Source organism: Pseudomonas sp. 2VD (genome assembly GCF_005503585.1).
GTDB classification, from domain to species: domain Bacteria; phylum Pseudomonadota; class Gammaproteobacteria; order Pseudomonadales; family Pseudomonadaceae; genus Pseudomonas; species Pseudomonas aeruginosa.
The window spans coordinates 1-16,996 of sequence record NZ_SCND01000095.1 but is presented as its reverse complement, the minus strand read 5'-3'; the positions used below and the strand labels follow the sequence as shown (position 1 = coordinate 16,996).

At 67.3% G+C, this 16,996-nt stretch carries 19 protein-coding genes; 7 read left to right on the top strand and 12 right to left on the bottom strand.

Annotation, left to right across the window (positions count from 1 at the left end):
* On the top strand, positions 1–316 hold a 316-nt coding region (locus tag FFS27_RS13155), incomplete at its 5' end, for an ATP-binding cassette domain-containing protein (RefSeq protein WP_137952052.1).
* Positions 317–318: 2 nt separating this feature from the next.
* On the opposite strand, the gene FFS27_RS13150 is transcribed toward FFS27_RS13155, so the two are convergent.
* Positions 319–654, bottom strand: a complete 336-nt coding sequence (locus FFS27_RS13150) for a lysozyme inhibitor LprI family protein (RefSeq protein ID WP_003086480.1) — start codon at positions 652–654, stop codon at positions 319–321.
* A gap of 103 nt (positions 655–757) precedes the next feature.
* Positions 758–3,082 (bottom strand): LTA synthase family protein, encoded by a 2,325-nt coding sequence (locus FFS27_RS13145; protein ID WP_021264439.1) that lies wholly within the window; start codon positions 3,080–3,082, stop codon positions 758–760.
* A 254-nt stretch (positions 3,083–3,336) separates the two neighbouring features.
* On the opposite strand from FFS27_RS13145, the gene FFS27_RS13140 reads away from it, so the two are divergent.
* Positions 3,337–4,176, top strand: a complete 840-nt coding sequence (locus FFS27_RS13140) for a CvfB family protein (protein ID WP_003082250.1) — start codon at positions 3,337–3,339, stop codon at positions 4,174–4,176.
* Between the two features lie 9 nt (positions 4,177–4,185).
* Here the strand turns inward: FFS27_RS13140 and FFS27_RS13135 are convergent, their stop codons facing one another.
* From FFS27_RS13135 to yfiR, 5 genes are all read right to left on the bottom strand, one after another.
* Positions 4,186–4,560 (bottom strand): hypothetical protein, encoded by a 375-nt coding sequence (locus FFS27_RS13135; protein ID WP_003082252.1) that lies wholly within the window; start codon positions 4,558–4,560, stop codon positions 4,186–4,188.
* A 106-nt stretch (positions 4,561–4,666) separates the two neighbouring features.
* On the bottom strand, positions 4,667–5,221 hold the full coding sequence (locus FFS27_RS13130) for a magnesium transporter (protein ID WP_009315457.1): 555 nt from the start codon (positions 5,219–5,221) through the stop codon (positions 4,667–4,669).
* Positions 5,222–5,495: 274 nt separating this feature from the next.
* Positions 5,496–6,002 carry an OmpA family protein gene (locus tag FFS27_RS13125; RefSeq protein ID WP_003145479.1) on the bottom strand — a complete coding sequence of 169 codons (507 nt, stop codon included), beginning with the start codon at positions 6,000–6,002 and terminating at the stop codon, positions 5,496–5,498.
* Positions 5,974–7,281 (bottom strand): diguanylate cyclase TpbB, encoded by a 1,308-nt coding sequence (tpbB, locus tag FFS27_RS13120; RefSeq protein WP_003116327.1) that lies wholly within the window; start codon positions 7,279–7,281, stop codon positions 5,974–5,976. The genes FFS27_RS13125 and tpbB overlap by 29 nt, the downstream gene beginning before the upstream one ends.
* Positions 7,281–7,853: a diguanylate cyclase inhibitor YfiR gene (yfiR, locus tag FFS27_RS13115; protein ID WP_015503338.1), complete on the bottom strand. Its 573-nt coding sequence runs from the start codon at positions 7,851–7,853 to the stop codon at positions 7,281–7,283. Before yfiR ends, tpbB begins: the two co-directional genes overlap by 1 nt.
* Positions 7,854–8,062: 209 nt before the next feature.
* Between yfiR and def the strand changes: the two genes are divergently transcribed.
* Positions 8,063–8,602, top strand: coding sequence for a peptide deformylase (gene def, locus FFS27_RS13110; RefSeq protein WP_003086490.1), 540 nt, complete (start codon positions 8,063–8,065; stop codon positions 8,600–8,602).
* A 297-nt stretch (positions 8,603–8,899) separates the two neighbouring features.
* On the opposite strand, the gene FFS27_RS13105 is transcribed toward def, so the two are convergent.
* Entirely contained in the window at positions 8,900–9,220 is a 321-nt protein-coding gene (locus FFS27_RS13105; protein WP_003082265.1) for a DUF2025 family protein, read from the bottom strand.
* A gap of 230 nt (positions 9,221–9,450) precedes the next feature.
* Between FFS27_RS13105 and dgt the strand changes: the two genes are divergently transcribed.
* Positions 9,451–10,947: a dGTPase gene (gene dgt / locus FFS27_RS13095; protein ID WP_003109104.1), complete on the top strand. Its 1,497-nt coding sequence runs from the start codon at positions 9,451–9,453 to the stop codon at positions 10,945–10,947.
* Positions 10,948–10,960: 13 nt separating this feature from the next.
* The gene (locus tag FFS27_RS13090) at positions 10,961–11,713 is read left to right on the top strand and encodes an SIR2 family NAD-dependent protein deacylase (RefSeq protein ID WP_003086499.1); all 753 of its coding nucleotides are present in this window, start codon (positions 10,961–10,963) and stop codon (positions 11,711–11,713) included.
* Positions 11,714–11,719: 6 nt separating this feature from the next.
* Here the strand turns inward: FFS27_RS13090 and FFS27_RS13085 are convergent, their stop codons facing one another.
* The gene (locus FFS27_RS13085; protein WP_010793913.1) at positions 11,720–12,307 is read right to left on the bottom strand and encodes a DUF4234 domain-containing protein; all 588 of its coding nucleotides are present in this window, start codon (positions 12,305–12,307) and stop codon (positions 11,720–11,722) included.
* 94 nt (positions 12,308–12,401) lie between these two features.
* Positions 12,402–13,391 carry an aldo/keto reductase gene (locus FFS27_RS13080; RefSeq protein ID WP_003082273.1) on the bottom strand — a complete coding sequence of 330 codons (990 nt, stop codon included), beginning with the start codon at positions 13,389–13,391 and terminating at the stop codon, positions 12,402–12,404.
* 134 nt (positions 13,392–13,525) lie between these two features.
* Between FFS27_RS13080 and FFS27_RS13075 the strand changes: the two genes are divergently transcribed.
* Both FFS27_RS13075 and FFS27_RS13070 read left to right on the top strand, forming a co-directional pair.
* On the top strand, positions 13,526–14,437 hold the full coding sequence (locus tag FFS27_RS13075) for a LysR family transcriptional regulator (RefSeq protein WP_137952051.1): 912 nt from the start codon (positions 13,526–13,528) through the stop codon (positions 14,435–14,437).
* Positions 14,438–14,471: 34 nt separating this feature from the next.
* Positions 14,472–14,879, top strand: coding sequence for a FosA family fosfomycin resistance glutathione transferase (locus FFS27_RS13070; RefSeq protein ID WP_003082280.1), 408 nt, complete (start codon positions 14,472–14,474; stop codon positions 14,877–14,879).
* On the opposite strand, the gene FFS27_RS13065 is transcribed toward FFS27_RS13070, so the two are convergent.
* Together FFS27_RS13065 and FFS27_RS13060 are read right to left on the bottom strand one after the other, a co-directional pair.
* Complete coding sequence (locus tag FFS27_RS13065) at positions 14,876–15,853, bottom strand: rhamnosyltransferase (RefSeq protein ID WP_023101439.1); 978 nt, start codon at positions 15,851–15,853, stop codon at positions 14,876–14,878. The genes FFS27_RS13070 and FFS27_RS13065 overlap by 4 nt on opposite strands.
* On the bottom strand, positions 15,841–16,962 hold the full coding sequence (locus tag FFS27_RS13060; protein WP_171019197.1) for an MFS transporter: 1,122 nt from the start codon (positions 16,960–16,962) through the stop codon (positions 15,841–15,843). Before FFS27_RS13060 ends, FFS27_RS13065 begins: the two co-directional genes overlap by 13 nt.
* Between the last annotated feature and the right edge of the window lie 34 nt (positions 16,963–16,996).

Below are 16,996 nucleotides of genomic sequence, written 5' to 3'. Positions count from 1 at the left end.
GTCCGGCGGCCAGCGCCAGCGCCTGGCGCTCGCCCGCGCGTTGCTGGTAGACGCGCCGGTGCTGCTGCTCGACGAGGCGACCAGCGCCCTGGATGCGGAAAGCGAGCACCTGATCCAGCAGGCCCTGCCAGGCCTGATGAGCGGACGTACCACCCTGGTGATCGCCCATCGCCTGGCCACGGTGCAGAGCGCCGACCGCATCGCGGTGATCGACCAGGGGCGGCTGGTGGCGATTGGTAGCCACGCCCGTCTGATCGCCGAGAACCCGCTCTATGCGCGCCTGGCGGAACTGCAGTTCGCCGTCGGCGGACGCTAGCTTCAGAGCGGCTTGTCGATGCCCGCGTACTGCTTGTCCAGCTCGTCGATACGCTGCGCGTAGGCACGGGAGAGGCAGTCGGTGTCGCCACCGCAGCGCCGGCGCTCACGCAGCCAGTCCTGCTGCCGGTCCTGCATGGCGCCGCGGCCGCCCATGGCGAACAGGCCGCGGAGGAAGTGGTACTTGACGCTCATCTCGACGTCCTTGTCGTTCAGCGCCCGGTTCGCGCAGATGGCCTTTTCGTCCGCTCGCTCAGCCTTTTCGCAATCGAAGCTGGCCGCTTCGGCCAGGGGCGCCAGCAGGAGTCCGCCGAGGGCGAGGAATGCCAGGTGCTTCATGCCGTTCTCCGTTTCGCCTGGTTGCTTGCGAATCTTCGACGCCAGCGACGGCGCTGGGTTCAGCGGGGAGCGCGCGGCGGCCGGGCGGGCCGCTCCGGCGCGGTCAGTGCGAAAGGATCAGGGCCTTCTGCTCGGGGATGACGGTGCGCTCCCGAGGGGCGTCCGCGCGTTCCGCTTCCTCGGTTTCGGGGCGGTTGGCGAACAGGCTTTTCAGGGTGCTCAGCAGCGGCTGTTCCTTCGCCGCTTCGGCGACCTGGCTGCGGCTTTCCACGGGTTCCGGGTTGGCCGCCGTGACCACGTGGAAGTCGCTGATCTCGATGATCCCACGGCCCTCGGCGAGCAAGTGGAAGGAGAAGGCCTTGCGCGCTTCCGGGTTGTCGAAGGTGAAGCTCATGTCCAGCGGCTTGCCTTTGAGCAGGCGCGGGATGTCCGGTACCGGTATGGGAACGTCGCGTTCGAACTCCTTGGTCTTCAGCGTCACCCGGGCGCCGTTGCGGTCCATCTGCAAGGCGCGGATCTTCAGGGTGACCGTGGTCCTGCTGTTCTTCGGCATCTCCAGGTATTGCGCGCCGATCAGGTTGTCGGTCCAGTCGTTGTGGGTTTCCGGCTTCAGGCGGATGCGTTCGTGGGTGGCGAACTGGAACTCCTGGCCCAACTGGCCGGCCTGTTGCACGGAGTGGTCGAGGACGGCGGCGCGCTGGCTGACCAGGCGTGCCTGGCGTCCGCTGAAGCGACCGAGGAACTCGGCTTCGTCGGCGATGAAGCCCTCGCTGCGGTAGCGCCGGCAGACCTGCTGGAAATCGCATTCGACGAAGGTTGCCTTGCCGTCGTGGTGGCGCAGCATGCCGTTGGTGTAGGACATCATTTCGCGACCGCTGGCGTAGTCGCGGAACAGCGAGCGCCCGGAAATCCCCGCCGGCACGCGGTAGCCGAAATAGTCGAGGACGGACGCGGCGAGGTCGATGTGGCCGTAGACGCCGCTCTTGATCGGCGGCAGCGCCGCCTGTTCCGGTGCCAGCACCAGGTTGAAGCCCCAGGCCGAGGCGAGGCGCACCTGGTCGACACCGTGGGATTCGTCGGAAGTGAGCACCACCAGGGTGTCGCGCAACACGCCCTGTTTCTCCAGGTCGGCGAGGAAGGCGTCGATCGCGTCGTCGAGATAGGCCACCGCGGCCTGCTTGGCGTTCGGGTAGCGGGCCAGGTAGTCGGCAGGCGCCGAGTAGGGCTGGTGGGTGCCGACGGTGAGCAGGGTCAGCATCCAGGGTTTCTTCTGCTGGCGCAGCTGCTTCACGTAGGTCGCGGCGCCCTCGAAGAAGGCCTTGTCGTCCATGCCCCAGGGAAACTCCAGGTAGGACGTGTTGCGGAACCAGTCGCGCCCGAGGGTCTTGTCGAAGCCCATCTGCGGCATGACCTTGTCCTTGGCCATGAAGCGCAGGCCGGCACCCTGCAGGAAGTGCGTGCTGAAACCGTGCTGGCGCAGCTGGGCGGGCAGGCACTCCCTGGCCCGGGCCGGGTTGTTGAGCAGCTCGACGCCCTTCGGCGTGCCCGAGTCGAGCTTGCTGTAGTCGCCGCAGAGCATGGCGTAGAGGCCGCGGATAGTCTGGTGGCTGTGCAGCACGTAGTCCGGGGTGGTCATCGCCCGTTCGGCCCAGCCACTCAGCCGGGGCATCGGCGCTTCGTGGTAGCTGCTGTTGATGGCGGCGCGGTTGGCGGCGATATACGCGCCAGGGATTCCCTCCATGGCCACGATCAGGACGTTGCGCGCGCGTCCTCCGCCGGCCAGCAGCGGCGTTCCGGAAAGATCGAGTTGGTTGAGCCCGGCGACGTCCGGCGGGGTGTCCGGACGGTCGCCGGCGAGCCAGTCTTCGACCGCCAGTTGGCCACTGCTGAGCGCGCTGGCCAGCAGTTTGTGCGGCAGGTTGTACTGCTGCCACTGGTCGGCATCGCTCGGACGCAGGTATTGCAGGCCGACATGCGCCGCCAGGAACGCCGCCGGCAGCGCGTAGGCATAGCGCGGCAGGCGCGGACCGCGGCGACGCCAGAGCAGCACGCAAAGCAATGTCGCGCCGCCGAGGCCGAGCGCCAGTGGCAGGTGGGCGAGGCCGCCGCCCTGGGTGGAGCTGCTGACGAACTGCGGATCCAGCAGGTACTTGAGGTCGGAAGGTTCCGGCATGCGCCCGACCGCGCCGACCAGTTCGGCATTGCCGATCAGGAACAGGCACCAGAGCAGCATGACCGGGAGCGCGAACCACAGGGAGCGTCGATGCAGGAGCAGCACCAGCAGGCTGCCGAGGGCCAGGTCCGAGAGATAGCCGAACGGCGTCGACCAGCCGAGCCAGTAGCGGCCGGCGAGGGGAACGACCAGGAACAGCGCGGCCAGCGCCAGAAGCGAGCCGCAAGATGAGAGCCAACGGCTGAGTGGACGCACAGGAACTCCTGATGAGCGGCAGCGAGAATCCTTGATAAGGATGTTCCAAAAAAGTCTTTAGGGTTCACGATTTTGAAACATCGTTGTGCTTACTGCCAGTAGACAGTCGGCATTTGGGAAATGTCCGCGTGGTTCAGGATGTTCCGGCGCGAACGGCCGGCAAGGCGATGAGCGGCGTCGGCGTACCGGCAAAAACTTCCGCCCGCCTGCGTGGCGCCCGGTAGAATGCCGCCCCTTCGACAGGGGGAGACAACATGGCGGTCATCGGGCGTTTCAATTCACTGCAGGTGGTCAAACACACGGAGTTCGGGCTCTATCTCGACGGTACCCAGCACGGCGAGATCCTCCTGCCCAAGCGCTATGTGCCGAAGGACCAGCCCAGCGAAGTGGGCGACTGGCTCAACGTGTTCATCTACCTGGACAGCGACGACCGCCTGATCGCCACCACCCAGACGCCCAAGGTCCAGGTCGGCGGTTTCGCCAGCCTGAAGGTCGTGGAGATCAACCGGATCGGCCTGTTCCTCGACTGGGGCCTGCCCAAGGACCTGCTGCTGCCGCATTCGGAAGAGAAGCGTCCGTTGCAGGTCGGCGACTACTGCGTGGTCTACGTCTACCTGGACAAGCGCACCAACCGCATCACCGCCACCGCGCGCCTGGACCGCCAGCTGGATAACCTGCCGCCGCGCTACAGCGTCGGCCAGGCGGTCGACCTGCTGGTGGTGGAGCGTACCGAGATGGGCTTCAAGGCGATCATCGAGGGCAAGCACTGGGGCCTGATCCACAAGAACGAGGCGTTCAAGTTCCTCCGCAGCGGCATGCGCGAACAGGGCTACATCAAGGAATTGCGCGCGGACGGCAAGATCGCCCTGAGCCTGCAGCCGGTCGGCGCCGAGGCCGCCGTCGAGCTGAGCCAGCAGATTCTCGCCCGGCTGCTGGAGGCCGGCGGCAGCCTGCCGCTCAGCGACAAGAGTTCGCCGGAAGATATCCACCGGCTCTTCGGGGTCAGCAAGGGGACCTTCAAGAAGGCCATCGGCGGTCTCTACAAGAAAGGCCTGATCCTGATCCACCCGGAACGCATCGAACTGCCGCGCTGAGGTTTCCGCTCAGGGCTGGAGGAACGGGGCGAAGTCCAGGCCAGCGCCGCCGGGGCGGACGTCGCGCAGGCGCTTGCCGGGGTCCGCGCTCAGCTCCAGGCTGAGGGTCGGCCGGCGGGCGTTCTTGTCGCGCAGTTCCAGACTGTCCTGCTGCTGGCGAAGGAAACCGGTGGGCACCTTCAGGTGCTCCACTGCATCGCCGGCCGGGTTCGCCAGCAGCAGGTTGAGGAACTTGCCGGCCTTCAGTTGGCTGAGCGGAATATCGAACCACCAGACGTTCTTGCTCTTGTTGAAGCGGGCGAGCAGGGTGTTGCCGGCATCCAGCACGGACATGCCCAAGGCCTGGTTGAGCTGTGCGATGGCTGCCGCTTTATCGAGTTTCATGGAGTTTCCTGACGGGCCGCGCCGGCCGGGATGGCGGGCGGGTAGCCGGATATTCTAGCAGCCGGAGGGACGGCGCAGGACCTGCGCGGTGCGCAGGCCCCGCCGCTCAGACCATCCGCCGGAACCGCCGCCAGCGTTGCTGCCAGCCCAGCAGCAGCGGAGAGACCGCGGGGCCGGTGCCGGCGTCCTGCAGGCGCGGGTGGTGGCTGACCACGTTGACCAGGATCGGCTCCTGGGCGTTCTTCACATCGACGAAGAACAGGTGCTGCCCCTGGTGCAGGCGTTCTTCGAAGGGGCGGAAGGCGCGGTTGGTGCGCTGCAGGCCGAAGAAGCTGCCTTCCCACAGGCAGAACGCGCAGAGCACGGCGCCGAGGAAGATCACCGGAATCCAGCCGGCGGCGGTTTCCGTCCAGCCGCTGGCATAGGCGAAGGCCACGGCGACGATGGCCAGGACGAGGCCGACCAACAGGCCGACACGGCCGGAGCGGACCACATCCTTCTTCATGAACGGAGAGACTTCGTGCAGATGGCGCTGGCCGGTCTCCGCGTCCTTTTCGCTGAGGACGTGGATCTGCTCGGTGGCGATGCCGCTGGCTTCCAGTTCGGCTTCGAGCCGTTCCAGCTCGTCGAGGTTGTCGCTGATGTAGTAATGCCGGTTCATGGCATGCCTCCCATCGTCTGACGGCCTGTTCCTTGGGCGAACAGGCAAAGGTCGATACCCCCTGTCGGTGAATCCCGGAGCACCCGCAAGCGGCAGGTCGGCCGGGATTGTCGGTTTCTTGCGCAGCATTCAGTCTAGCATCCGCGGCAGCGGCGGCCGGTACGCCGGTCTGCTGGCTTCTTCCTTCAACATAGGCCGGAAGCGGGGTGGCGGCGGGGCCGGGCGATGGACGGGCCAGGTACGGGTGGGCCGTACGCAGCCCGCGAGCGCAGGATTACTCGGCGGGAACGATGATGGCGACGCGGCGGTTCTCGCTGCGGCCGGCGCGGGTCTTGTTATCGGCCACCGGCTTGCTCATGCCCAGGCCGCGGACCTCGATGTTGGCCGCCGGCATGCCGGCTTCGCGGAACACCGCGGCTACCGATTCGGCGCGCCGTTCGGAGAGCTTCTGGTTGTAGCCTTCGTCGCCGTAGTTGTCGGTGTGGCCTTCCAGGCGGACCTTGTCGATGTCTACCGCGAGCAAGGCGTGGGCGATCTTCGTCAGGGTGTTGCGGCTGTCGGGATTGAGACGGTCGAGATTGTTGCCGAACAGCACCTTGCTGGACATGCCGAACTCCCAGCCTTCGTCGCGGAGTTCGAAGCCCTGCTCCTGGAGCACGGCGATCTGCTCGGCGCTCAGGCCGGTCTGCGGCGGTTTGGTCTGGCAACCGGTCAGACCCAGCACAAGGCTGAACAGGGCGAGGGCGAGCAATCTACTTGGGTGGAGCCTCTGGGGTAGCACTGTCTATCTCCTTTTCTTCCTGAAGGATGCGGGGGTCGTTGAGTTCCGCCAGGCGCCGGCTGCCGCGGGCCTGGCGCTTGGCGATGTACATCGCCATGTCGGCGTCGTGGAGCAGCGCCGCCGGGGTATCCGCGTGCTCGGGATAGAGGGCGATGCCGATGGTCAGCGAGGTACTCACCGTGCTGCCGTCGCTGAGCCGGATCGGCGCCTGCATGCTGGCGATGATGTTGTCGGCGATGCGCAGGGCGTCGGCGCCGGACGCCAGCGGTGCGAGCAGCACGGCGAATTCGTCGCCACCCAGGCGCGCCACCAGGTCGCTTTCGCGCAACTGCCCACGGATGCGCATGGCGATGTTGACCAGCACGGTGTCGCCGGCGGCATGGCCGAGGCGGTCGTTGATCTCCTTGAAACGGTCGCTGTCGATGAACAGTACCGCCAATTGCTCGCGGTGCTCGCTGGCATCGCGCAGCGCCCGGCTCAGGCGGCCTTCGAAGAAGGCACGGTTGGGCAGGCTGGTCAGGCTGTCGTGGTGGGCCTGGTGCGCCAGCGAGGCGTTCTCGTCCTGCAAGCGCGCCTGCCAGGATTCGAGTTCGTCGAGCAGGGCGTTGAAGTCCTCGCCCAGTTGGCTCAGCTCGGCGATGCCGGCTTCCGGTACGCGCTTCTCGAAATCCCGTTCGCGGCGCACGGTATGCGCGACCTTCGCCAGTTGGTCGAGCGGGCCGACGATACCGCGTACCAGCCGCCGTGACAGGTAGAAGGCGCCCAGGGCGGTAAGCAGCAGGCACAGGACCATGCCGGCGAAACCGGTGAGCAGGAAGCGCAGCAGGCTGCCGCCGGAGCCTTTCACCTCCACCGAACCGATCTTCTGGCCGTCGTGCAGGATCGGTTGTTCGGTCGGCGCGCTGAGCAGCCAGTGCGCCAGTTGCTGTTCCAGCAGGTGCAGCGGCCCGGTGCTTTCCCGATGCCAGCTGGCCAGGGGCTGCCCCTGGCGGTCGTAGACGATGGCGCTGGAGACCTCTTCGCTGGAGGCGATCAGCGCCAGGGATTCCTCGGCGGCCTGGGCATCGCCGAAGACCACCGCGGCTTCGACGGTATAGCTGATGGAACGGGCGATCAGTTGCTGGTTGGGGTCCGCGTAGGCGCGCAGGGTCAGCAGGCCGACCAGGGTCACTGCCAGCCCGGCGGTGAATACCGCGACCAGCGCCACGCCCAGGTGCGCGCGATAGAGCACCCGGCGCAGCGATGGATTGGAACCCGTATAGCGACGACGACGGTTCATCACGGAGTGGCCTGCCGCCTTGCCAGTTTCAATACGCTCGGGTGCACGCGTACGCCGCTGCGGGCGATGGAGTCGAGATTGGCCTCGAAGGTGATGCGCGGACCGCCGACGTTGAGGCAGAACATGCTGCCGACGCTGCATTCGGTGCCACGCTCGCTGATGGACAGGACCGGATGCCCGGCCAGGCTGTGGAACACCTGCTGGCGCTCGCGCTCGTCGACCACTCCGAGGTAGATCACGTTGCAGAGCGTGCCGAGGTCCGGGTTGTCCACCGCGCGGCGTTCCGCATGCACGCGCCTGCCATTGGCCTGCACCATGCCGCGGAGCAGGCCGTCGGCGTACTCGGTCGGGCCGACCACGCAGAGTTGCAGAACCGCCGGTTCCTTCGGCCAGCGCACGTAGCTGAATATGCCCAGCAGAACCTGGCTGACCGCGTTGCTGCGTTGCTCGACCGACGTCCGTGCGTCGTCCGCCCACAGGCCTCCGCTGCCCAGGCAGGAAACCGCCAGGACCAGGCAGGCCAGGGTGCGCCTGTAGAGGTCGAGGGGCTGCAAGGTGGGCAACGAAGGCAAAAAGGTTTCCTCCAGGAAAACGTAGCGGGGTGGTACGACTGGCCAGTGTAGTCGGTGTGCGGCGAATATTACCGGATGTGCCGGGAAAGAAAGCCGTTCGGTGTCAAACCAATGACGCAATTGCCGGAGATGGAAGCTCTTTGCGTCTTGTCCTGTCTGGTTTTCTGGCTGAGCATGTAGGACGTTACTGACCTTTATCAGGGGGCGGCATGATCCGGGAAATCCTCAAGATGGGTGACGAGCGCCTGTTGCGCATTGCGCAGCCGGTGCCGTCCGAACTGCTCGGCAGCGAGGAGCTGCAACGGCTGATCGACGACATGTTCGAAACCATGCATCACGTCGGCGGGGTAGGGCTGGCCGCGCCGCAGATCGGCGTCGACCTGCAACTGGTGATCTTCGGTTTCGAGCGCAGCGAGCGCTATCCGGACGCCCCGGCCGTGCCGCCGACCATCCTGCTGAACCCGCGGATCACCCCGCTGGACGACGAGATGGAAGAGGGCTGGGAGGGCTGCCTGTCGGTGCCGGGGTTGCGCGGCGCGGTATCGCGCCATCGGCGCATCCGCTACCAGGGCCTGGACCCGCAGGGACAGCCGATCGACCGCAGCGTCGAAGGGTTCCATGCGCGGGTGGTGCAGCACGAGTGCGACCACCTGATCGGCCGCCTGTATCCCTCGCGAATCACCGACTTCAGCAAGTTCGGCTTCACCGAGGTGCTGTTCCCCGACCTGGACCCCGCCGCGGACGATTGAGCGGTTGCGCCTGCGGCTCCGCTCCGGCCTGGCTCAGCTCCGCGATGGGGTGCCGAGCGGCGCCGCCGGAGCGTGTTTTTTCGCTCGTTTCGCCAGGCGTTTCTCCTGGGCGGTTTTCAGCGGTTTCCTACGAGTTTCCTTCTTCGCGTTCAGTCCCTTGCTCATGGCGTTCACCTCCCCACGCAGCACCTGCGTGGCGCGCCGGATGGCCGATGGCGTCCGCGACGCCGGACGGCGGCGGACGCTTCCAGCATAATGCGTGGCGCAGCGCCCGGCGCGGGCGGCGATCGACGGCGCTCAGCGCAACTGGCGTTGTGCGGTGATTTCCGGCAGGTCCTGGCGGCGCAGATAGACCAGTAGCGGCTCGCCGATGTTCAGTCGTTCGTTGATGTTCTGTTCCAGCAGGATCTGCAACTGCTCGCGGCCCAGGCGCATGACGTCGTCGCGTACCGAACTCCAGACGAACTCGCTGGTGGGCGTGATGCTGTCGTCGGCTACGTCCATGCCGAAGGAGTCTTCGCTGAAACGCACGATGTAGCGGCCGGTCTTGCGGTTGAAACCGACGAACCCCTTGAGGGCATCGGCGGCCTGGCAGATGTCGGTGGATGTGATGCTCATGCGGAACCTCCCTGAACGTTCCTGTTTCTATGGGCGCACGCATGATTGGCGGCGCCCCCGTTCTGCGGCGGGGGTCGCTGGTGCCGAGCGGGGTATTCTGCCAGTTGCCGCCGCCCGGGGAAGAGGGCGGACCGCGAACGGTAGTGGGACGGATTGTCGCGACCTTGGTTAAACCGCCGCCACGCGCTAGGCTCGGGGTTCGCAGCCGACCGAGTGGAGAACAGCGCCAGATGCCAGGGGCCGTGGATTTCAAGGAGCGGATATCCCGCCAGCGTCCGCATGACAGGGAAACCTACGGACATGCCGGGAATACCGATCTGCAAGACATCGTCTACCAGTTGGAAAGCGACCGCGGGCGCATCGTCAATTCCGCCGCCGTGCGGCGCCTGCAGCAGAAGACCCAGGTCTTCCCGCTGGAGCGCAACGCGGCGGTGCGCAGCCGCCTGACCCATTCCCTGGAAGTGCAGCAGACCGGGCGTTTCATCGTCCGCACGCTGTTCCGCCAACTGGGCCCGCGTGCCGCAGAGGTCGGCCTGGACGGGCTGGAAGGCGCGCTGGAAAGCCTGGTGGAAATGGCCTGCCTGATGCACGACGTCGGCAATCCGCCGTTCGGTCATTTCGGCGAGTACGCCATCAACGATTGGTTCGAACGCAATCTCGACGCCCTGTTCGAGCGCCGCGTACCGCCGGGCCAGGGCGACGGCCTGTTGCAGCAGCGCATGCTCACCGACCTCAAGCATTTCGAAGGCAACGCCCAGGCCATCCGCCTGGTGGTGAAGCTGCTGCGCCTGAACCTCACCTACACGCAGACCGCCGGCCTGCTCAAGTACGTGCGTCCGGCCTACGAGCCGAAGCCGGACAAGGCAGCGGCGAACCACTACCTGAACAAGAAGCCGGGCTTCTATCTTTCCGAGGAAGCCTTCGTCGACGAACTGCGCCAAGTCCTCGGCATGCGCCCGGGCACTCGCCACCCTGTGGCCTACATCATGGAAGCGGCCGACGATATCTCCTATTGCCTGGCCGATATCGAAGACTCGGTGGAAAAAGGCATCCTCGACATCCGTCAATTGGCGGATCTGCTGGTGAAGAAGTTTGCCGTCCACCATTCGCCGGACGCACCGATTCCCGGCGACGCGGACAACATGAGCTTCCAGCGGATGGTCGACTACTCGCTGGAAAAGGCCGAGCGGGAGCCGATCAACAAGGTCAGCGAATTCTTCATCCGCCTGCGGGTGAAAATGATCCACCCGCTGGTCCAGCACGCCGCCCAGCAGTTCATCGACAACCTCGAAGCGGTTCATGCCGGCACCCTCGGCCGCGCGCTGATGGAGGACGGCAGCCTGCCGCACGCCATCGTCCAGACGTTCAAGGACGTGGCCATGGAATGGGTGTTCTGCCATCCGGAGGTGGAAACCCTGGAATTGCAGGGCTACCGCATCATCCAGGGCCTGCTGGATTTCTACGCGCCGCTGCTGCGCCTGCCGGCCGAGGAGTTCCAGGCCCTCGCCGAAGGTCGCCAGGCCGCCGCGCCGCATCCGCAACTGCTGGTTCGGCGCCTGCCGAGCCAGCAGATCAAGGCTTACCTGGAGGCCATGAAAGGTGTGGCGGAGGACCCGTTGCAGCGGCAGTGGGAGTTCTACCACCGCTGCCGCATGCTCCAGGATTTCGTCAGCGGCATGACCGACCAGCATGCCCAGGACGAATACCGCGCGTTGTCCGCGCTGTAAGCGGAGGAGCGAGATGCGCGCTGTCGTCGAACTGCTCGCCGGCGCCCGCCGCCTGGTGATCTTCACGGGCGCCGGGGTGTCGGCGGAAAGCGGGATTCCCACCTTCCGCGATGCCCTTGGCGGTCTCTGGGCGCGCTACGATCCGGCGGCCCTGGCCACGCCCGCGGCCTTCGCCGACGATCCCGCGCTGGTCTGGGGCTGGTACGAGTGGCGCCGCCTGAAGGTGCTGGGTGTCCAGCCGAATCCCGCGCACCGGGCGATTGCCGCATTGAGCGGACGAATCGCCGACACCCGGCTGGTCACCCAGAACGTCGACGATCTGCATGAACGCGCCGGCAGCCGCGACGTCCTTCACCTGCATGGCAGCCTGCACGCGCCGCGTTGCGCAACCTGCGCGGCAGCCTACCGGGACGCCTTGCCCGATTCGGTCGAGCCGGAAGAGGGACGACGGATCGAGCCGCCGCGTTGTCCGGCCTGCGGCGGACAGGTCCGGCCGGGCGTGGTCTGGTTCGGCGAGGCGCTGCCCGAGGCGGCGCTGCGCGAGGCTTTCGCCGCGGCCTGCGAGTGCGACCTGTTGCTCAGCGTCGGCACTTCCGGCGTGGTGCAGCCGGCGGCGCGGATACCCGGACTGGCGCTGGAGCACGGTGCCAGCGTCGTGCATGTGAACCCGCAACCGGTGCGCACCCGCCATCCGCGCGAACACTGTCTCGTCGGTCCGGCCGGCGAGGTGCTGCCCGAACTGTTGCGCCGGGCGTTTCCCGGCTGAGGCGGCTCAGCCCTGGGACGAGCCGAAGAGGATCACCGCGGAACCGATCAGGATCAGCAGCCAGTAGAGCGCGCCGAGCACGATGAACAGCAGGTTGTAGCCCGAATAGCCGGCGTTGCCCGTGCCCTGCGGGTCGCCGCTGGCGAGGTTGGCCTGGCGCTGGATGTTGCGCATCGGGATAAGCGGCGTGAGCAGCAGCAGGAGCGAGGGCAGCGAGTAGGGCTCCAGCGCGGGGACCACGTCGGTGAGGTGGCTGATCAGGTTCGCCGCGACCGTCAGCAGCACCGCCCAGGTCGCATCCTTGCTCGGGCTCCATAGTGCCTGGCGCTCTTCCGGCAGGGCCTGGTGGATCCGCCGGGCGAGGGCGTGGAAAAAGAAGATGCCGAAGATCGCCCGCCATACCGGGCTGATCCGCCGCTCCATCTGCGGTTGCTGGGCCTTCCAGTGCTTGTACATCCAGTACACGCCGTACAGCCCCAGGGTGAGGAGGAAGAGCACGCTCATCTTGCCCAGGGAAGTGACGAAGAAATGCGCCCGCTTCGCGCCGCGGGTTTCCACCAGGGGCGCTTCCGGGGTCTTGTAGACGTTTTCCATAACTGATCCGGCAGTCCTTGAGAAAAACCGCCATTTTGCCTTCCGCCGCTCCGTCAGGCCAGCGGCCAGGGGCGTTGCCGCCCCGGCCGTCCGATCAGGCGTTGCGGCTGGGCGGCGCCATGAACTCGGGACCGACCGGATCCTGGATGGTCTCGGCGAGGATCCGCTCGATGCGGGCCATGGCCTCGTCGTCCAGGCGCCAGCCGAAGGCGTCGGCGATGCCGTTCAACTGCTCCGGCTTGCGCGCCCCCCACAGCGCCACCGTAGGGCCGCGATCGAGAATCCAGCGGATGGCCAGGGCCAGCACCGACTTGCCATAGCGCTCGCGAGCCAGTTCCTCCAGTTGCGCGACCGCTGCCAGGTACTGGGCGAAGCGGGGCTGCTGGAACTTCGGGTCGGACTTGCGCAGGTCGTCGCCATCGAAGCGGGTCTCGGCGTTCATCCGTCCGGAAAGCAGGCCGCGGCACAGCGCTCCGTAGGCCAGCACGACGATGCCGTTACGCTCGGCGTAGGGCAACACGTCGGCGTCGATGGCGCGCTCGAACAGGTTGTAGGGCGGCTGCACGCTGGCCAGCGGAGCGAACTGGCGGAACCCGTCCATCTGTTCCGGCGAATAGTTGCTCACGCCGATGGCGAGGATCTTGCCGTCGCGGCGCAGGCGCTCCAGTTCGCCGGCGGTTTCCTCGTGCGCCACCAGCGGGTCCGGCCAGTGGATCTGGTACAGGTCGATGCGATCGGTCTTCAGCCGCCGCAGCGAGTCCTCGACCTCCCGGCGGATGCGTGCGGCGGAGGCGTTGCGGTGGATGCCCGCGTCGCTCCACTCCAGCGCCGCCTTGGTGGCGATCACCGCCTTGTCGCGCAGGCCCTGCAAGGCCTTGCCGACGACCTCTTCGGAATGGCCGAAGCCATAGACCGGCGCGGTGTCGATCAGGTTGATCCCGGATTCCACCGCACGCCGGATGGTTTCCACCGACGTCGCGTCGTCAGCGCCGCCCCACATCCAGCCGCCGATGGCCCAGGTGCCGAGGCCGATGCGCGAGACCGGCGTGTCGATACCCTCGATGCGAATGCTTTCAACGCTCATGGAAATACTCCTGCAGATCGGGAAAACGGCTGCCGGCAATACGCCCGGCGGCACGGAGCGATTACTCTAGATCACCCGAGATTGAATGTGGCTCAATGCTGCATTGACCTCCGAGAACTGCCAGGAGCCCTGGAATGCCGGCTTTCACCCGTTCCGAACTCGCCGACCTGAACGTCTTCATGACCATCGTCCGGCGCCGCAGCTTCCGTCACTCGGCCCAGGAACTGGGTGTCAGTACCTCGGCGCTGAGCCACAGCATGCGCAACCTCGAGGCGCGGCTCGGGGTGAAGCTGCTCAACCGTACCAGCCGTTCGGTGGTGCCGACCGATGCCGGCAGCGCGCTGGCGGCCAAGCTGGAGGATGGTTTCCAGGTGATCGGCGAGGCGCTCGGCGAACTCGATGCCTATCGCACCTCGCCGGTGGGCCGGCTGCGCCTGAACGTGCCGCGCGATGCCTCGCGGCTGCTGCTGGGGCCGGGCCTCAGGCGCTTCACCGAGGCGTATCCGGACCTGCAACTGGAACTTTCGGTGGAGGACCGCATGGTCGACATCGTCGCCGACGGCTACGACGCCGGCATCCGTTACGGCGGCACGGTGCCCCAGGACATGGTCGCGGTGCCATTGACCGGGGAGCTGCGCTGGGTGGTGGCCGCGTCGCCCGATTACCTGGCGCGCCACGGCGTGCCCCAGCGGCCGGACGACCTGTTGCGGCACGCCTGCATCCGCATGCGCCTGGGCGACAACTCGTTCTACAAATGGGAACTGGGCGACGGCGAGCGGATGGTCGAGGTCGACGTGCCCGGCCCTTTCAGCGTCAACGAAAGCAATACGGCGGTCGCCGCGGCCCTGGACGGCGTTGGCCTGGCCTATTGCCTGGAAGTGGGAATCGCCGAGGAGCTGCGTAGCGGCCGGCTGCAACTGGTATTGCCCGACTGGACCTCGATGGGCGCGCCGTTCTGCCTCTATTATCCGAGTCGACGCCAGCCGCAACCCGGCTTGCGCCAACTGATGGAAATGATCCGCGGCGACTGGCTGGGACGTGCCTGAATCGACCTCCCGCCACACCTTGCAAGGAGCCCCCATGCTTACCGGTCTCAATCACCTGACCCTGGCGGTCGCCGACCTGCCGGCCAGCATCGCCTTCTACCGCGATCTTCTCGGCTTTCGCCTGGAAGCGCGCTGGGACCAGGGCGCCTATCTCGAACTGGGTTCGCTGTGGCTGTGCCTGTCCCGGGAGCCGCAGTACGGCGGGCCGGCCGCGGACTACACGCACTACGCCTTCGGCATCGCCGCCGCGGATTTCGCCCGCTTCGCCGCGCAGCTGCGCGCGCATGGCGTGCGCGAATGGAAGCAGAACCGCAGCGAGGGCGATTCGTTCTACTTCCTCGACCCGGACGGCCATCGCCTGGAGGCCCACGTCGGCGACCTGCGCAGCCGGCTCGCGGCGTGCCGGCAAGCGCCCTATGCGGGAATGCGTTTCGCTGACTAGGCCTTGGCCTTGCCGGGAACTGTGGGCGCCACCGCCGGACCGGCGAGGCGCTTCAGCAGGCGCGGGCGGTTGCGCTCCAGCGCGCCGCCGCGCCCCCGCAGGCCGTCCCACAGGCCCCAGCCCAGGCAGCGCAGCTTGAGCAGCTTGTCGCGTTCGAGCAGGAGCACCGCGAGGCCCTGGGTCAGGGTCGGCAGGTTCGCCAGCAGGGCCAGCGGCGAGGACCGGGCGTAGCGGCGCAGGACCAGCAGGCCGTTGCGCGCCAGGTAGTAGCGGCGCAGTGGGGCGTGGTTCATCGCGCTGAGGCTGAGACCGCCGAGGCGGCGGGTCTTGCGCGTGCCGATGCGGTGCTCGAGGACCAGCCGCGGGTCGACGTACAGGGGCACGTCCAGCGCCTGGGCGCGCAGGCTGTACTCGGTGTCCACATGGTCGATGAACAGTTCCTCGTCGAAGTGGCCAAGGCGCTGGTAGGCCTCGCGGGTCAGCAGGCAGCCGGAGGAGATCAGGAACGAGGTGCGCTGTGGGGTCGTCAGGCCGTCCAGGGACAGTTGCCTGAGCGCCAGCCCGTCGAGGTGGATGGCCGGCAGGAAGCGCCGGTCGCCTCGGTCGAAGATCCGTGGGCCGAGCAGGCAGGCCTGGCCGTTGCATGCCTGCAGGTTGCGCCACTGGGCGGCGAGGAAGGCGCCGCCGGGACGGGAGTCCTGGTCGAGCAGCAGCACACCCTGCAGGCCGCGCCGGAACAGCGTGTCGAGCCCCTGGTTGAAGGCGCCGGCGATGCCCTGCCGGTTGCCGTGGTAGAGCACGGCGATGCCTTGCCCGCGCAGCCGGGCGTTGCGCTGCGGATCGCTGTGCGGCGAGTTGTCGACGGCGAGGAAGCGCAGTTGCGGAAAGGCCGCCGACAGTTCGCCAAGGTGTTCCAGGTCGTCGTCGCCAGGATTGAACAGCACCACCAGCACGCCCATGTCTATCCGGTCCATGATCGGTCTTCTCCCGTAGGTCGAAGTTGCCAGGCCAGGACCAGCCCGGCCAGAACGAGAAGGGCGCCGGCGAGGAATGGCGCGCCGGCCAGGGGCACTGGCGCGAGCGGACCGCTGCCCCAGTGGAACAGGCCGCTCATCAGCGGCGGACCGACGATCGCGGCGAGGCTCATCAGGCTGCTCAGCACGCCCTGCAACTCGCCCTGGCGATCGACCGGCACGCGGGCCGAGAGCAGCCCCTGCATGGCCGGGGTGGCGAGGCTGCCGAGCGCGAAGGGCAGCAGCGCGCAGACCAGCCAGAATGACGAGTCGACCAGGGCGAACAGCAGCAGGCCGCAGCCATGCAGGGCGAGGCCCAGGCGCAGCAGGCGGGCGTCGTCCAGGCGCCGCTTGCAGAGGTTCACGCCGAGGGTCTGGGCGAGCACCGCGAGCACGCCGTAGAGGGCCAGCGAGTAGCCGATCCAGGCGCTGCTCCAGTGAAACTTCTCGATCACGAAGAAGGGCCAGACCACCATCACCGCCTGCAAGCCGAGGAATACCAGGGCAAGCACCGCCAGCAGGCGTCCGACCCCGGGTTGCCGAGCCAGGCCGCTGATCGAGCGCAAGGCGTTCATCCGCCTCGGATCCAGGCGGCGGCGTCGCGTCGGGGGCAGGGTTTCCTCGAGGAACAGGCCGGCGAGCAGGGCGTTGAGCAGGCACAGGCCGGCGGCCAGCAGCAGCGGCAGCGTCGTGCCGTGCACCGCCAGCAGCCCACCGAGGGCGGGGCCGAGGATCATGCCCAGGGCGAGGCCGGCGTACAGCCAGCCGAAGTGCCGGGTGCGCTGCCCGTGCGTGCCGAGGTCCGCCGCGCAGGCCATCGCGGTGGCCACGCGGGCGCCGGTGAGCCCGGCCAGCGCGCGACCGAGGAACAGCATCCAGAGGCTGTCGGCCAGCGCCAGCAGCAGATAGCTGAGGGCGAAGCCGAGCATCGCCAGGACCAGGACGGGGCGGCGTCCGAAGCGGTCGCTGAGGCTGCCGAGGACCGGCGAAAAGAACAATTGCAGCAGCGCGAAGGTCATCACCAGGGCGGCGCCCCAGGTGGCCGCGTCGCGGACCGCCAGCGGCGCCACGCTCTGTCTCTTATACGCATATGACGCTGACGAC

Bases quoted from the DNA above. Each gene is read 5' to 3' on its own strand.
- FFS27_RS13150 (WP_003086480.1), bottom strand. From the start codon at position 654: ATGAAGCACCTGGCATTCCTCGCCCTCGGCGGACTCCTGCTGGCGCCC.
- FFS27_RS13140 (WP_003082250.1), top strand. From the start codon at position 3,337: ATGGCGGTCATCGGGCGTTTCAATTCACTGCAGGTGGTCAAACACACG.
- FFS27_RS13135 (WP_003082252.1), bottom strand. From the start codon at position 4,560: ATGAAACTCGATAAAGCGGCAGCCATCGCACAGCTCAACCAGGCCTTG.
- FFS27_RS13130 (WP_009315457.1), bottom strand. From the start codon at position 5,221: ATGAACCGGCATTACTACATCAGCGACAACCTCGACGAGCTGGAACGG.
- tpbB (WP_003116327.1), bottom strand. From the start codon at position 7,281: ATGAACCGTCGTCGTCGCTATACGGGTTCCAATCCATCGCTGCGCCGG.
- def (WP_003086490.1), top strand. From the start codon at position 8,063: ATGATCCGGGAAATCCTCAAGATGGGTGACGAGCGCCTGTTGCGCATT.
- FFS27_RS13105 (WP_003082265.1), bottom strand. From the start codon at position 9,220: ATGAGCATCACATCCACCGACATCTGCCAGGCCGCCGATGCCCTCAAG.
- dgt (WP_003109104.1), top strand. From the start codon at position 9,451: ATGCCAGGGGCCGTGGATTTCAAGGAGCGGATATCCCGCCAGCGTCCG.
- FFS27_RS13090 (WP_003086499.1), top strand. From the start codon at position 10,961: ATGCGCGCTGTCGTCGAACTGCTCGCCGGCGCCCGCCGCCTGGTGATC.
- FFS27_RS13085 (WP_010793913.1), bottom strand. From the start codon at position 12,307: ATGGAAAACGTCTACAAGACCCCGGAAGCGCCCCTGGTGGAAACCCGC.
- FFS27_RS13080 (WP_003082273.1), bottom strand. From the start codon at position 13,391: ATGAGCGTTGAAAGCATTCGCATCGAGGGTATCGACACGCCGGTCTCG.
- FFS27_RS13075 (WP_137952051.1), top strand. From the start codon at position 13,526: ATGCCGGCTTTCACCCGTTCCGAACTCGCCGACCTGAACGTCTTCATG.
- FFS27_RS13070 (WP_003082280.1), top strand. From the start codon at position 14,472: ATGCTTACCGGTCTCAATCACCTGACCCTGGCGGTCGCCGACCTGCCG.
- FFS27_RS13065 (WP_023101439.1), bottom strand. From the start codon at position 15,853: ATGGACCGGATAGACATGGGCGTGCTGGTGGTGCTGTTCAATCCTGGC.